Raw genomic sequence first — 14,160 nt, forward strand, 5'->3', positions numbered from 1 at the left:
CTCCTCTCAGGAGAGCACGGCGCCTATGACAGGACCGCCGCGGGGCCCGAGAACGCGAGGCGGTTGACCGTCTCGAGCTGCTGGGCGGTGGCCTGACGCAGCCTGGCCAGGCGCGTGGACCCGATCCAGTCGCAGATCCAGTCCCAGTGCATGGCGACGTGGTCGCCGGGGCGGACGGCGGGCGCGAGCGCACGGCCGTCGCGGCGGATGCGGACCGGGTCGGCGGTGGGCGGGGCGAGCGTGAGCTGGCGGCCGTCCCACGCGAGGTGGCGGCTCTCGACGATCGCGATGTCACCGTCGATCGCGAGCACCTCTCCCCCGCGGATGCGGCACCTGTCGAGGACCGTGAGCGGCCCCTCGACGTGGCCGTGGCGCAGCAGCCCGACCCACGGGTACACGGCGAACACGTGGAAGTTGTGGTGCGGGGTGCCGCCGGCGGCGACGCCTGCGACCAGGCGTTCGAACTCGAGCCGGGTCAGGCGCGGCCGGAACCGCTCCTCGAGGCTGCGCGCGAAGGGCGCGCCGCCGCAGTGGTCGAGCACGGGCCCGCCGAGCCAGTACGCCTCGACGACCACCGGGTCGAGCGGGGCGCGGCCCAGGCACTCCCCGATGAGCTCGAGGTACGGCCACGCACCCTCGAAGGCGCGCGCGACCTCCTCGAGCTCGGGCCCGGAGTCGCGGGCGTCGACGCGTTCAAGGAGCTCGTCGGCGCGGTCGGGGCCGCAGTAGCCGAGGTCGTTGGGCGGGAAGGCATACCTCCCGAACATGAGCGCTCCGGCCTCGGGCGGCAGGGCCTCGGGGTGCGCGGACGGTCGACGATGCTGGGTGTCGGTCATGTGACGGCCCTCCCGGGCAGTCGGGGGGCGAGCCACACGAGCAGCCCGCCCGCCGCGAGGAGAATCAGCCAGGGCGCCTGGGCCGCGAGGGGTGCGGCGTCGAGCGCTCCGGCCAGGATCGCGGTCACCAGCGCCCCCAGCACGAGGACCGCGGTGACGTCGACGGCCGGCGCCAGCGCGAGCGCGTGGTGCCAGGTGGCGACGTAGCCGGCGAGGAGCACGCCGGTGAGAAGGACCCAGCCCCACTGGGACGCGGTGGCGGGCAGCGCATCGTCCAGGCGGCCGGTGAGGCCGCACCAGGCGAGGAGCGCGACCGTGCCGCCGCCCATGCGGGCGAGGGCCGTGGTCCACGGGGTGAGGTCGGCGAGGAGGCGCTTGGTCACGACCACCTCGACGGCCCAGAGAAGGGTCGCGGCGGCGATCATGGTGGTGCCGGGGTCGGCGACCAGGCTGACGCCGCCCCCGGCAAGCCCGAGCTGCGCGACGACCAGCAGGCCGATCGCGCCGAGGTGCCACCACGTGAGCCGCTCCTTGAGCACCACGACGGCGATGAGCGCGACCCACACGACCAGCGTCTTGTGAATGAAGGCGGCCTGCGTCGAGGCGGTGGTGGCGAGGCCCTCGAAGAACAGCACGAACGGCACGGCGCCGCCGAGGATCGCGATGTAGACGAGGCCCCACCGGTGGCCGGGGCGGGTGGGTCGCCTCAGCGCGACCGACCCTGCCCCGGCGGACCGGCGTCCGACGGCGAACACGAGTGCGAGGATCAGCGCCGCGGCGCCGTTCTTCGCGGTCGTGTAGGCCGTGGCGTCGCCGAAGGCGGCGACGCCGAAGCCGTTGACGTAGACGGCCACCCCGCTGATCAGCGCGGTGACGCCTGCCAGCGCGAGGCCGCGGGTGCGGGTGGCGTTCATGTCGTCGGCTCGCTTCCTGAGTCACGGATGGCGAGCGCATCGCGCGCCTCCGCCTCGGAGATGCGCTCGAGCGCGAAGCCCGACTGCACCACCACCCAGTCGCCGACCGTGATGTCGTCGTCGGAGACCGTCATCTCGAGCACGAGCTGGCGCCGGCCGTGGTCTTCCACGACCGCACGACCGTCCTTGTGCACCTCGACGACCTTGGCGATGGTTCCTACGCACATGACTGGACTTCCTCTCTCAGCGCGATGAGCTCGGCGGTCGCGGTGGCCACCGCGGCGTCGAGCCCTTCCTGTATCTCCGGGGACATCGGACCGAAGCCGAAGCTCTTGGCCTCGACCCCGACGACCGTGACGTGCGCGGGCAGCGTGCCCAGCGTGCGGGCGAGCTCGACCGCGCCGGCAAGCCCGAAGGCGTGGCTGCCCCCGCGGCCGGCGGCGGTGAACGCGCTGGTGGGAAGCGGCTCGCCAGAGTCGCCCACCTCGCGGATGTGGAGCCGTCCCGGCGGGTTGCCGGACGCGACGGCGTCGATGATGAGGGCCGCGCCGTGGTCGGCCCACAGCTGGACCAGCGCGGTCGGGTCCTCGCGGGTGACGACGTCGACGGCGTCGAGGTCGAGGCGGGCGAGGCGCTCGGCGACCACCGAGCCGACCGCATCGTCCCCCCGGTCGGGGCTGCCCAGCCCGACCACCAGCACCCGGTTCGCGCTCATGATCGCTTCACCCTGAGGTCGAGGAAGTGGGTCGCGCACGAGATGCAGGGGTCGTAGTTGCGGATGGCCTCCTCGCAGCGGTGGGTGAGCATGTGGTCGTCGAGGTCGGTCCACTGCTCGGCCGCGCGGCGGAGGTCTTGTTCGATGCTGGCCTGGTTCTGGGAGGTCGGGGGCACGATCTGCGCGTCCTCGATGATGCCGTCCGCGTCGATGCGGTAGCGGTGCCAGATGAGGCCTCGCGGGGCCTCGGAGGCGCCGATGCCCTCGCCCGGTCGCGCGTCCACCTGGACGGAGGGCGCGTGGCCGTCCTGCCAGTGGTCGATGATGCGCAGCGCCTCCTCGAAGGCGTAGGCGAGCTCGACCGTGCGCACGATGATCGACTTGAAGGGGTTGCGGCATTCCTCTGTGAGGCCGGCGCGGAACGCGGCGTCCTGCGTCGACGGGCTCAGCTGGTCGAAGTTGAGGGTGTAGCGCGCGAGGGGGCCGACGAGGTAGGGGTGGCCGTCGAAGCGCGCGTGGAGAGCATTGCTGTGCTCGACGTGGAACTCTTCAACATGTTGAGCGATCTCGGAGACAGGGAACCGGACCCCGCTGGTCGCGACCACCTCCGTGCCGCGCTCGAGCGGGTAGCGGTCCGGGTGGCGCAGCGCGACGTAGGTGTAGTCCTGCTCGAAGTCGGGGAAGTCGAAGCCGGCCACGAGCGCGACGGCCTCCAGCGCATCGTCCCTTCCTCGGGCCAGCGCGGGCCGGAGCCTGGCCACCTCCGCGACCGTGGGCATGCGGTAGAAGCCGCCGACCTTCACGTTGACCGGGTGGATGGCGCGGCCGCCGACCGCGGTCATGAGGTCGTTGCCGGCCTTCTTGAGCCGCAGCGCCGTCTGGACCACCTCGGGGTGGTCCTTGGCCATCTCGAGGACGCTGTCGTAGCCGAGGAAGTCGGGCGCGTGGAGCATGAAGATGTGAAGCGAGTGGGACTCGATCCACTCGCCGCAGTAGAGCAGCCGCCGCATGTCCTGGATGGCGTCGGTGGTGGTCGCGCCGCAGATGGTCTCCATCGCCTCGGTGGACGCCGACTGGTACGCGACCGGGCAGATGCCGCAGATACGTGCGGTGATGTCGGGCGGCTCGGTGAACCTGCGGCCGCGGAGGAAGCCCTCGTAGAAGCGGGGCGGCTCGAAGATGTTGAGGTGGACGGTCTCGACCTTCCCGTCCTTGAAAGCGATGTGCATGCCGCCCTCGCCCTCGACGCGCGCGAGCATGCCGACCTGCATCACCTGGCCGCCGTCCTTGAGCTGGTGGGTCATCGCGCGCCTCCCGCCTCGACCCGGTCGGAGGCCGCCGCGAACTCGGGCGCCCCGGCGTTGAAGGTGCGGTAGACGCGGACGATGTCGGCGTTGGACATGCCCAGCTCGGCGAGCTGGCGCGTCATGGCCTCGGTGTTGGCGGAGTCCTGCGGGCCGAAGCAGCCGTAGCAGCCGCGCCCGTACGAGGGGCAGAGGGCGCCGCATCCGGCCTGGGTCACCGGGCCCAGACACGGGGTGCCGGTCGCGACCGGGACGCAGACGTTGCCCTTGAGCTTGCACTCGACGCAGACCGAGTAGGTGGGGATGCGGGGCCTGCGGCCGTTGAGGAAGGCGGCGAGGACCTCGACCAGCTGGACCTTGTCGACGGGGCAGCCGCGCAGCTCGTAGTCGACGTCGACGTGGCTGGCGATGGGGGTGCTCGTATCGAGGGTCTTGAGGTACTCGGGGTGGGCGTAGACGATCGAGCGGAACTCGTCGACGTCGGCCCAGTTGCGCAGCGCCTGGATCCCGCCGGCGGTCGCGCAGGCGCCGATGGTGACGAGCGTCGAGGACTGGGCGCGGATCTCGTGGATGCGCGCGACGTCGTCGGGGGTGGTGATCGAGCCCTCCACGAGGGAGAGGTCGTAGGGGCCGGCGACGATTGCGCGCGTGGCCTCGGGGAAGTAGGCGATGTGGATGGATTCTGCGATCTGAAGGAGCTCGTCCTCGCAGTTGAGGAGGCTCAGCTGGCAGCCGTCGCACGACGCGAACTTCCACACCGCGAGCTTGGGGCGGGCGTCCAGGGACGATGCCGCGGGCGCCTCGTGCGTGTGGGCGTGGGTGTGCTCGTGGTCGGTCATCTCAGAGCTCCCGCACGTTCATGAGCGGCTCGAGGCGTGCGTAGTCCAGCACCGGACCGTCGACGCAGACGAAGGTCTCGCGCAGCTGGCAGTGCCCGCACAGGCCCACGCCGCACTTCATCGAGCGCTCCATGGAGAGGCGGATCTTGTCCTTCGGGACGCCGCGGGCGTTGAGCGCGTTGGCGGCGGAGCGCATCATCACCTCGGGCCCGCACGCGAAGGCGAAGGCGTGGCGGGGGTCGAAGCCGGCGCGGCTCACGAGCTCGGTGACGAACCCGACCCGGCCCTTGTAGCCGTAGGGCGCGTTGTCGACGGTCATCTGCACGTTGACGTCGTTGAGGTCGGCCCAGCGGTGCATCTCGTTGCCGTAAAGGATGTCGTCGGGGGTGCGCGAGCCGTAGAGCAGGAGGACCTTGCCGTAGGCGCCGCGGTCGGCGAGCACGTCGAGGATCGCCGGGCGGAGCGGGGCCAGGCCGATGCCGCCGGTGACGAAGACGACGTCGTGGCCGCGCGCATCGTCCACCGCCCAGGACGTGCCGAAGGGGCCGCGGACGCCGATCTCGGTGCCGGGCGTGGCCTCGACGAGGGCGCGGGTGACGGCGCCGACGTTGCGGATCGTGTGCTCGAGCGGCGCGGGGTGGGCCGGGTCGCCGGAGATGCTGATGGGGACCTCGCCGACGCCGAACGCGTGGAGCATCGTGAACTGGCCGGCACTGAAGTCGAGGGGCGGCTGGCCGTCGGCGGGGTCGAGCAGGAGCGTGAAGGTGTCGCGGGTGTCCTGGCGCACGCGGGTGACCACGTAGCGGCGCGGGACCATGGGGTCGTTGTCGAGGACCTCGACGGAGGCCGCATTCGAGCCCGGCGCGACCTGCGCGGCGGAGCCGGGGGGCTCGGGAATGCGGATGTCGTCCATGACATGCCTCCTCTAGCGACGCTAGGCCGCTGAGAGGATGGCGCGAGGGACCTTGGTCCGGGTGAGCGCGCGAGCATGTGGATTGCCGAACCTCGCGCTTGACGGCGCATAGCCTGGCGCCATGGATCCGAGCATTTGGCCGGTCGCCGCGCTATCTGACAGGCCCGGCACCCTCAATGAGCTGAAGCGCCTGGGCAACGCGATCCGCGACGCCGACGCGGCCGCGATCTCATCGCTTCACTACGACGAGCTCTGGTCCTGGTACAACGACCTCGTCGCAGCGGTGCTCGAGGAACTGGAGCTCCTTGACCTCTCGAGCGTTTGCGGCGCGCCTGTGCTTCTGACTGGGCGCGCAAAAGTCCGCGAGACCGTCCGGGAGAAGCTGACTCGGCGGCCAAGCGACAAACTGCCGTCGATACAGGACCTTGCGGGGATCCGCATCGAAGGGGACATGACGCTCGGCGCACAAGACTTGCTCGCCGCGGCGCTCGTCGACCACTTCGGAAAGTCGGCAGCCAAGGTCAAAGACCTTCGCGTCGAGGACCACTCGGGTTATCGCGCCGTTCACGTCTGGGTCCGCCTTGACCGCCCGAAGGGCGCGTGGTTCGAGATTCAGATCCGCACGGAGCTCCAAGGCGAGTGGGCCAATACGTACGAGGCGCTGGCGGATCTCGCGGGCCGCTCCATCCGGTACGGGGAGCTCCCTCCTGACGCCGACCAACGCCAAGCGGTCGAGCTCCTGCAGGACCTCTCGCGGAACTCCATCGCGCGTGCGGAGTCGATCGAGGATCTTCTCGCTCGCTGCAACGCTGGAACGATGCCCGATACGCAGCTCGCTCCGGCGCTTGCCGCCATGGGCATCACGGGTGCGGAACGTGCCGCGCAAGCGATTCTGGGCGATTCGGATGTGGCTGCGGTGACGTTGACACTCCTCCGAGACACGCATGCCCAGGTGCTCGACATGCTGCGATCGGCCCAACGCGAGATACGATCGCAATCACGCGAAGGGAGGTGACCATCATGGCCGGCTACGTGATCTCGTACCACCGCAAGAGCGGGATCAGCGAGGTGCACTCGTTCGAGGGACCTGACGGGCACCGGGCGGCACTTGCCGAGCGGCTTCGCCTCGAGAAGACGAATGAGGACCCCGACCTCGAGGTGGTGAGCCTCGTGGGCTCGTCGCTCGAGGCGATCAAGCGCACGCACTCGCGCTACTTCGCGCGCAATTGATCGCGAGGTAGCCGAGACGGCCGGGAAGCGAGATGACGCCCGCGTCGCTTCCTCGCTGGCGCCCGTGGCATCCGAGACAAGTCCGCGCGAGCACGGCGACGCTCTTGTCGCAGCACGGCGCAACGTCAAGCGGCTCGAAGCAGAGCTCGCTCTGGCGCGGACCGAGCTCGCTCGACTTGAACGCGAGCAGCGAGGACCCGTCCGGTCGTCGAGACTTGAGACGCCAGAGACGGCGCTCGGCTCAGTGAACGCGGATTCTTCGCCGGCCGCCAAGTTGGCGCTCTTTCGACAACGGTTCGCCGGACGTGAGGACGTCTATGCGCTCCGCTGGACGAGTCGACGTACCGGCAAGTCTGGATGGAGCCCTGCCGTTCGCGGCGGTTTCTACACCGATCAGATGACCGATGCAGATCTCCTACCGCTCACTGACGCCGTGATCGGTCACCATCTCAGCGGGGACCCGGAGCGCGACGACGAGTTCCATGTCGGCCTCTACCCCATGATGCGTGGCGACCGCTGCCGGCTGCTGGTGTGCGACTTCGACGACGGTCCGTGGCGGCTGGAGGCCGCCGCCTACGCGCGAGCGTGTCGAGACTCGGGCTTCGACGCACTCGCGGAGATCTCGCGGTCGGGCGACGGCGCGCACGTCTGGCTGTTCTTCGACGAACCCGTCCCCGCCTCGGCTGCACGCGCACTCGGCGCGACGCTCCTTCGCAAGGCGATGGCCACGCGCGCATCCATCTCGCTCACAAGTTACGACCGATTCTTCCCGTCGCAAGACACCTTGCCCGAGCGCTCTACGGGCCGCATGCGCCTTGGGAATCTCATCGCGCTCCCGCTCCAGGGAGACTGCCGTCGACGCGGCACGTCGGTGTTCGCGGACCCCGACTCGTGGGAGCCGTTGCCGGACCAGTTCGCCGCGCTCGCAGCGGTGCGCCGGATTCCTACGTCGGCTCTCGAGGAGGCGCCCCCCACTGCGCCGAGGCTGCGTTCGGGCCCACTTGATGACCTCCGGTCACGTCCGCGGAGGACTGACATCCGCTCCGTCGCGCGCGAAATCGACGGGCGGGCGATCACGATTCGGCGCGACGCTACCGTGCACGTTCCCGTGGTTGGAGTCCCCGCAATCGTGATCGCGGAGCTCAAGCACGCGGCGTCGGTGGCCAACCCCGAGTTCTACCGCAGACAGGCCCAGCGCTTCTCGACGTTCGGCGTCCCGCGCCTCGTAACTTGTTTCGAGCACGACGAAAACGAGCTCAGACTGCCCCGCGGACTGTTCGACCAGACACGCGACGTCCTCGCCGAAGCAGGCTTCAACCTCGAGGTTGCTGAGAACCCGGTCAGCAGCCCACGCATCCAGATCGACTTCTCAGGCGCACTCCGCGATGACCAGCGAGCCGCTGTCGATGCCGTGCTCGCGCACGATCTCGGGGTACTCGTCGCCCCACCCGGCGCTGGGAAGACCGTCATGGCGTGCGCGCTGATCGCGGAACGATCAGTGGCGACCGCGATCCTTGTGAACCGCGCGGAGCTGCTTCAGCAATGGCGGGCACGCCTTACCCAGTTCCTGTCCATCGAGGACAAGCAGATCGGACAGCTCGGCGGCGGCCGGCGAAAGCGCCGCGGCATGATCGACCTCATCATGATGCAATCCATCGCGCACCGGTCCGGCGATCCGCGCATCCTTGAGGAGTACGGCCAGGTCATTGTTGACGAATGCCACGCGATCGCCGCGCCCGCGGTGGAAGCTGCGATCAGATCGGTCAACGTCATCCATTGGACTGGACTCACTGCGACTCCGTACCGAGCGGACCAGATGGACGGCCTCATCACGATGCAGGTGGGCCCCATTCGCCACACGATCGCGGCTGCGCCGACTTCGGCACGACTACTCGTCGTCCACGAGACCGCGTTCAGCACCGAGGAGTCCGGCGCAGACGGGCCTTCTATCCAAGCCATCTACTCGGAGCTCTCGGTCGACACGGCGCGCAACGCGCTGATCATTGGGGAGGTCACGCGCGCAGCTAAGAACGGCGGCCGCTGCCTCGTGCTCACGAACAGGCTCGACCACCTCGAGACCCTCACGTCGGCGTTGGCGGCAGCGTTGAGCGTGCCGGTGATAGGTCTGCATGGCCGCCTGAAGCCGGCCGATCGTCGTGCACTTCGCGCGCGGATCTCAGAACTTGGTGCTGGCGACGAACCGTTCGTCCTGGTCGCGATGGACAAGATTGCTGGCGAAGGTATCGATCTACCCTCGCTCGACACGCTCTTCCTCGCGGTTCCTGTGTCGTTCAAGGGACGCATCATCCAACAGGTGGGCCGCGTCACACGCTCGGCAGACACGGCCGCCACCGTCCACGATTTCAGGGACTCCTCAGTGCCGCTACTTGAGCGCATGCATGGCAGGCGCCGTCGCGTCCTCGCGAAGGAGGGTTTCGCGGTCGACCGTTCCGCATAGTTGGCTTAGATGCGTCTACGCCGGGCACCGGTCGGCCCACGGGGGAGCGCGTCAACACACCTCGCGGGGGTGCCCGTGCTCGAATCCCTCGAACACCTACGTTGGGTCTGGATCGAGGTCGTGGAGCGGGCGCCGACGCCGCAAGCGTGGAGCAGCTCCTTGCGTCGTCGTGTCATGCCGCCACCTGACCAGTCCACGCGGCCCGGCGGAAGAGCCGCCCCCGCAGTCGTGGAACTGACCCAGGGGCGACGTGGGTCGGGGACAACGGCCTCGCCAGTCGTCAATCTGGACGGCAACGGGTCGTCAATCTGTAGGCCCGATCATCACGGGCCAGGCGTCTCCGCGAACGCGATTCCCGCGGGTCGAACTGATCGCCATGAACGGCCGCTCCAGGCGCACGCCCCTGACAGCGGGGTGCGCCGCGCCTCAGATCGCGTAGCCGAGCTCGTCGGCGACCTCGGAGAGCAGCCGGACGGCGGAGGGGTCGTCGGCGCGATGGATGAGGGTCGCCCGCCGGCCCACCTTCGCGCCGCCGGCGGCGAACAGCACCACGTCGACGCCGGTGCGCGCGGACGGGACGAGCAGCCCCTCCATCGCGGGATCGGCGGTGAGGACGGCACCAGCCAGCCGGCGACAGGCCGCGCGAGGTCCGCCGACCATCCCCGCGTCGAAGCCGTTGCGGACGAGGAACCTGCCGCGCGAGGTGAGATCGAGGAGCCTCAGCGGCTGCGGAGTGAAGGACACGATGACGGGGTCGCCGCTGCGGACGTCGATGCGCCGGGTCGCGTGCCAGGCCTCGGCGGCGGCTCCGACGATGTCGCTCGCCGCGTAGAGCACGGCGCGTCCCGGCTGGTCGCGTGGCGGCGGCAGCTGCGGGTCCCAGCGCATCGTGCGCAACGGCCCGTACGAGCGAGGCTCCCACCACGGGCGCACGTGGTCGCCCGAGGTGCGGACGATGCGCCACAACGGCCCGTCCCACCTCGTGAAGTCGGTCGGGCGGAACGTGGGTTCCGGTGCCGGCCGTCCATTCACCACAGACGCAGGCCCTCGACCAACTCGACCACGGGTGCCGGGTCGCGGCCGGCGGTCAGCCATCGCAGGGGCGTGTCGCCGTCGAGGTCCTCGTCGGGGGTCACCATGAACGCCTCGACGGTGCGCAGGTCGATGTCGTCGAGGCGGGTCGCTACCTGACCCCACCCCGCGAGCTGCCCCGCCTGGGTGAACTGCCAGGCAGGAAGGCGGAGGCGGCCGCGAGTGTCGCGCATCGCGAGGAGCTCGCCGCGCTCGTGGCGCCGCGTGATGGTCGACACGGACACCCCGACGCGCGCGGCGGCCTCCTGCGCGGACAAGGCGCCGGCGAGCGCGGCGCTCGCGGCCAGGGCATCGGCGAGCGTCGCCTGCGTCGCGATCGCGGGGGCGTTGTGGGCGGCGCGGACCCGCTCCTGCGCGTCCGCGGGCAGCCCGGAGCCCGCGAGCATGGCGTCGAGGTCGGAGTCCGAGATCGCCGAGTAGACCACGCCGCGCCGCACGGCCGCGTCGACCGAGGCCTGGATCTCCTCGACGGTGATCGCGCCGGCGTCGACCTCGTCGGCGAGCGGGACCGGCAGCTCGATGAAGTGGGTCACGGCTTCACGCTACGTCCGCACGCATCGTGACGCAATGCTTTGCGCAACGATGCACAAGGGGCGTCATGGGCCGGGCGGATCGACCAGCAGCGGGCGTGTCAGCGGCGGGAGCAGCCGCGGGTCCCCCACGGAGATGCGGGTTATGAACTCGAGCACGTCGGCGTGCCTGCCGGCGCGGATGGTCGCGAGGACGCGCGGGTCCCTGGCGGCCAGCGTCTGCACGCGGGCAAGCCTCGCCGGATCGGTGATGCCGAGGCGCGACCACGCGGGATCCTCGGCTGCCCAGTAGCCGCTGTCGCCCGCCGGCACGAGCGGGCGGGGACGGAAATCGAGGTCGATGTACTCGCCGATCACGATGCGGCGGCCGAGGTGATCGAGCCTCTCCACGACCTCCCAGCCGTCCGGCCAGTCGCGTGCGATGAGATCCGTCACGAGATGGGGCGGCGTCGCGCCGGCCCAGACCTGGAGGAAGCCGTCGCGCGGGCGGTTCACCCAGAAGCCCGCGGCATCGAGCGCCAGCGCGACGGGCCGGACGGCCGCCTCGGAGTCTCGTGGATGCTTGACGCCGAGCAGCAGGCCGTGCGCGAGACCCACGAGCTGCACGACATGGAGCCGGGAGTCCGCTCCCCTCTCGCAACGGACCAGGTCGCCCACCACCAGGGGCGTCATCATGAGGAAGTTCTCGAGGCGGTAGATGCCGCCGCGGTCGTCGGTCTCGAGCGGCGTCGCCCATGGCCACTCCCCCGCGAGCCCCACATCGGGCTTGTACGCGAGATGGATCGTGACCTTGTCGCCGCTTGTCATGTGCGCCTCCTCGAACCCTCGCACCGTAACCACGGCCGGCGGCGCCGCGGCCGTTGTCCACAGGCTCAATTTGATCGACACAAGGCGGCCGTTCCCGGGCTGCGGCGACGGCATGGGACACGCGCTTGCGCTGGGCCAAATGCCCGCGATGCAGGCACCATGGGCGAGGGGGCTCGGCCAAGGGCGGTCGGGACGTGCGGATCGTGCGGCGGGAGGCGACGCATCGTGCATACCGAAGGCGACCGTACGCGCGCCGGCACGCCCCACGAATGGCCCGCCGCATGAGCCCCGCGGAGGCCCGTGCCACCCGGAGCGCGCTCGAGCGCATGCAGCGCACGGTGTACCTGGCCACGGGCATCGCGGCGGCGCTGGTGGCGGCGCTCCCCCGCGGCGCGAACGGCTTCCTCGCGCAGGTCGACCAGCTGCAGCCGCCGTTCTGGGCGTTCACCGTGCTGGTCGGGATCGCGATCCCCGTGGCCTACGCGCCGCTCGCCTTCCTGGTGAGCATGAGGACGATGCGCGTGCTGGTGACGGCGTCCGCGGCGGGGTTCGTGCTGGCACAGGTGCTGTTCGTGCCGGCGATGACGGTGAGCACGCTCAACGATGCCGCGGCGCCGTGGCTGCAGGGCTTCGGCGCGCTGCACGCGACGCTGCTGGCGGTCGCGTGGAACCGGCCGGCCGTGTGGCTGTTCCCGGTCGCACAGCTGCCGCTGGTCGCGACGGTCGAGTACTACGCGAGCGGCGGCATCCTCGAGCAGTCGCTGCTCGACGGCGTGGGCGCGCTCGTGACGTGCCTCATCCTCACCGGCGCGGGTGCCGGCGTGGTGACGGCCGCCGCGCGGCAGGACGTCGAGGCGGCACGCGCCCGCGAGGAGGCGGCGCTCGAGGCGTCGCTGCGCACGGGTGAGCGCGAGCAGGCGCGCATCAACGCGCTCGTCCACGACGAGATCATCTCCGTCCTCCTCGCCGCCGTCCGCACCCCCGCCTCCCCCGCCGTCGCCGAGCGGGCCGAGCGCGCGCTGGGATCGGTCGCCGCGATCCGCGGGTCCGGCCTGCGCTCCCCCACGGCGGCCTACCCGCCTGAGCAGCTGGTGGCGGCGTTGCGCGCCACCGCGAGCGAGATCGACGAGGACGTCCTGGTGACCTCCCGCGTGACGGCGGAGGGCGACATCCCCGCCTCCGTGGTGGCCGCGATGGCGGAGGCGACCGGCGAGGCGTTGCGCAACAGCGTCATCCACGGGGGCGAGCCCGGCGAGACGGTCGCGCGCGTGGTCGCGGTGTCCGTCGCCGACGACGAGGTCCGGGTGTCGGTGCGCGACGACGGCCGCGGGTTCGTGCCGCGCAACGTCTCGTCGCGGCGGCTCGGGCTGCAGGTGAGCATCCACGGGCGCATGGCGGCGCTGCGCGGCGGCGGCTCGCGCGTGGTGTCCGCGCCCGGACAGGGCACCACGGTGGACCTGTGGTGGCGGCCGGAGGCGGTCGCATGAGCGCGCCGGCCCCGGCCGCGCGGCCGGGCGCGACCGACATCAGCCGACTGCTTGGGCTGCACACGCAGGGTGCGCGGCTGATCCTGGGCGTCTACATCGCGTCGAACCTCATGTTCGTGGCGAGCACCGCGGACCTGCTCGACCAGGTGTGGGCGTCCTACCTCGCGGTCGCGCTCGTCACGGCGGGCGGCATCCTGGTGACCCGCCCGCATCCCGACCCGTTCCCGATCCGGCAGACCTGGGTGACGCTCGCGATCGTCGTGGCGTCGACCGCGCTGGTCTGCTACGCGCTGCCTGATGCGGGGAGCCTGGGGCGATCCACCTGGTACCTGGGCGCGAACACGTGGCTGCTGTGGTTCCTCATCCTGCGGCGCCGCGCCGGGTACGCGTGGGCGGGCGGCCTCGCGATGCTCCTGGAGACGATGCTGTGGGCGGCGACGTCGGGACGCGGGGTCCTGTACGGGATCACCTTGGCGAGCGCGCAGGTGCTGCTGCTGCTCATCGCGACGCTGTTCGGCGGAGCGCTGCGGCGGTCGACGGCGCGGATCAACGGGCTCGCGCAGCGCTCGGTGGACGCGGCCGCGGCCGCGAGCGCGTCCGAGGCGGCGCGGGCGGTGCAGGACCAGCGCGCCGACGAGCTCGCGTCGGTGGTGGTGCCGGCGCTGTCGCTGATCGCGTCCGGTGCTGTGTTGACCGACGCCCAGCGGGACGACCTGGTGCGCGTCGAGGCGCAGCTGCGCGACTCGGTGCGCGGGCGGGGGCTGGCGCTGCCGCCGATCGTGGCCGCGGCGACGCGGGCCCGGTCGCGCGGGGTCGCGGTGACCCTGCTGGACGACCGCGGCGCTCCCCTGCCGGAGACGCAGGCCGACGCGATCGTCGACGCCGTCTCGGGGGCGTTGGATGCCGCCTTGGAGGGGACTGTGACGGTGCGGCTGCTGCCGCCGCGGCGCGACGAGGTCCTCACCATCGTGTCGCAGGACGCGACCGACATCCGGCGGGTGGCACTGCCCCGGGGTGTCGATCGGTAGGTGAGGC

At 71.0% G+C, this 14,160-nt stretch carries 15 protein-coding genes; 5 read left to right on the top strand and 10 right to left on the bottom strand.

All coding sequences use genetic code 11. The annotated features are described in order from the left end of the window. Window positions 1-23: 23 nt before the first annotated feature. Genes AOM04_RS00555 through AOM04_RS00585 form a run of 7 tightly spaced genes read right to left on the bottom strand, consistent with a single transcriptional unit; the run spans window position 24 to window position 5,521 of the window. A complete protein-coding gene (locus tag AOM04_RS00555; protein ID WP_062460742.1) occupies window positions 24-836 on the bottom strand; it encodes a DUF6390 family protein in 813 nt (270 codons plus the stop codon). Continuing rightward, window positions 833-1,750, bottom strand: a complete 918-nt coding sequence (locus AOM04_RS00560; protein ID WP_062460746.1) for a DMT family transporter — start codon at window positions 1,748-1,750, stop codon at window positions 833-835. Before AOM04_RS00560 ends, AOM04_RS00555 begins: the two co-directional genes overlap by 4 nt. Continuing rightward, window positions 1,747-1,977: a HypC/HybG/HupF family hydrogenase formation chaperone gene (locus AOM04_RS00565; protein ID WP_062460749.1), complete on the bottom strand. Its 231-nt coding sequence runs from the start codon at window positions 1,975-1,977 to the stop codon at window positions 1,747-1,749. The genes AOM04_RS00560 and AOM04_RS00565 overlap by 4 nt, the downstream gene beginning before the upstream one ends. After that, on the bottom strand, window positions 1,968-2,465 hold the full coding sequence (locus AOM04_RS00570; protein WP_062460753.1) for a hydrogenase maturation protease: 498 nt from the start codon (window positions 2,463-2,465) through the stop codon (window positions 1,968-1,970). Before AOM04_RS00570 ends, AOM04_RS00565 begins: the two co-directional genes overlap by 10 nt. Next, window positions 2,462-3,769, bottom strand: a complete 1,308-nt coding sequence (locus tag AOM04_RS00575; RefSeq protein WP_062460757.1) for a Ni/Fe hydrogenase subunit alpha — start codon at window positions 3,767-3,769, stop codon at window positions 2,462-2,464. Before AOM04_RS00575 ends, AOM04_RS00570 begins: the two co-directional genes overlap by 4 nt. Continuing rightward, window positions 3,766-4,608 carry an NADH-quinone oxidoreductase subunit B family protein gene (locus AOM04_RS00580; RefSeq protein WP_082104246.1) on the bottom strand — a complete coding sequence of 281 codons (843 nt, stop codon included), beginning with the start codon at window positions 4,606-4,608 and terminating at the stop codon, window positions 3,766-3,768. Before AOM04_RS00580 ends, AOM04_RS00575 begins: the two co-directional genes overlap by 4 nt. Window position 4,609: 1 nt before the next feature. Continuing rightward, window positions 4,610-5,521 carry an FAD/NAD(P)-binding protein gene (locus AOM04_RS00585; RefSeq protein WP_082104247.1) on the bottom strand — a complete coding sequence of 304 codons (912 nt, stop codon included), beginning with the start codon at window positions 5,519-5,521 and terminating at the stop codon, window positions 4,610-4,612. A 121-nt stretch (window positions 5,522-5,642) separates the two neighbouring features. Between AOM04_RS00585 and AOM04_RS00590 the strand changes: the two genes are divergently transcribed. From AOM04_RS00590 to AOM04_RS00600, 3 genes are all read left to right on the top strand, one after another. Next, the gene (locus AOM04_RS00590) at window positions 5,643-6,536 is read left to right on the top strand and encodes a RelA/SpoT-related domain-containing protein (protein ID WP_062460761.1); all 894 of its coding nucleotides are present in this window, start codon (window positions 5,643-5,645) and stop codon (window positions 6,534-6,536) included. Between the two features lie 5 nt (window positions 6,537-6,541). Continuing rightward, complete coding sequence (locus AOM04_RS00595; protein WP_156160545.1) at window positions 6,542-6,751, top strand: hypothetical protein; 210 nt, start codon at window positions 6,542-6,544, stop codon at window positions 6,749-6,751. A gap of 244 nt (window positions 6,752-6,995) precedes the next feature. Then, entirely contained in the window at window positions 6,996-9,209 is a 2,214-nt protein-coding gene (locus tag AOM04_RS00600; protein WP_439645051.1) for a TOTE conflict system archaeo-eukaryotic primase domain-containing protein, read from the top strand. 426 nt (window positions 9,210-9,635) lie between these two features. Here AOM04_RS00600 and AOM04_RS00605 read toward each other — a convergent pair whose 3' ends face one another. The 3 genes from AOM04_RS00605 to AOM04_RS00615 form a co-directional block, all read right to left on the bottom strand. Next, window positions 9,636-10,175 (bottom strand): RES family NAD+ phosphorylase, encoded by a 540-nt coding sequence (locus AOM04_RS00605; RefSeq protein WP_062460773.1) that lies wholly within the window; start codon window positions 10,173-10,175, stop codon window positions 9,636-9,638. Window positions 10,176-10,237: 62 nt separating this feature from the next. Beyond that, window positions 10,238-10,834: a hypothetical protein gene (locus AOM04_RS00610; RefSeq protein WP_062460776.1), complete on the bottom strand. Its 597-nt coding sequence runs from the start codon at window positions 10,832-10,834 to the stop codon at window positions 10,238-10,240. Window positions 10,835-10,897: 63 nt separating this feature from the next. Then, window positions 10,898-11,638 carry a hypothetical protein gene (locus AOM04_RS00615; RefSeq protein ID WP_062460780.1) on the bottom strand — a complete coding sequence of 247 codons (741 nt, stop codon included), beginning with the start codon at window positions 11,636-11,638 and terminating at the stop codon, window positions 10,898-10,900. A 281-nt stretch (window positions 11,639-11,919) separates the two neighbouring features. Here AOM04_RS00615 and AOM04_RS00620 point away from each other — a divergent pair, with 281 nt between their 5' ends. Further along, the gene (locus AOM04_RS00620) at window positions 11,920-13,125 is read left to right on the top strand and encodes an ATP-binding protein (RefSeq protein WP_156160546.1); all 1,206 of its coding nucleotides are present in this window, start codon (window positions 11,920-11,922) and stop codon (window positions 13,123-13,125) included. Continuing rightward, window positions 13,122-14,153 (top strand): DUF8320 family protein, encoded by a 1,032-nt coding sequence (locus tag AOM04_RS00625; protein ID WP_156160547.1) that lies wholly within the window; start codon window positions 13,122-13,124, stop codon window positions 14,151-14,153. Before AOM04_RS00620 ends, AOM04_RS00625 begins: the two co-directional genes overlap by 4 nt. The last annotated feature ends 7 nt before the right edge of the window (window positions 14,154-14,160 follow it).

It is taken from the genome of Demequina soli, from assembly GCF_000971195.1.
Lineage (GTDB): Bacteria > Actinomycetota > Actinomycetes > Actinomycetales > Demequinaceae > Demequina > Demequina soli.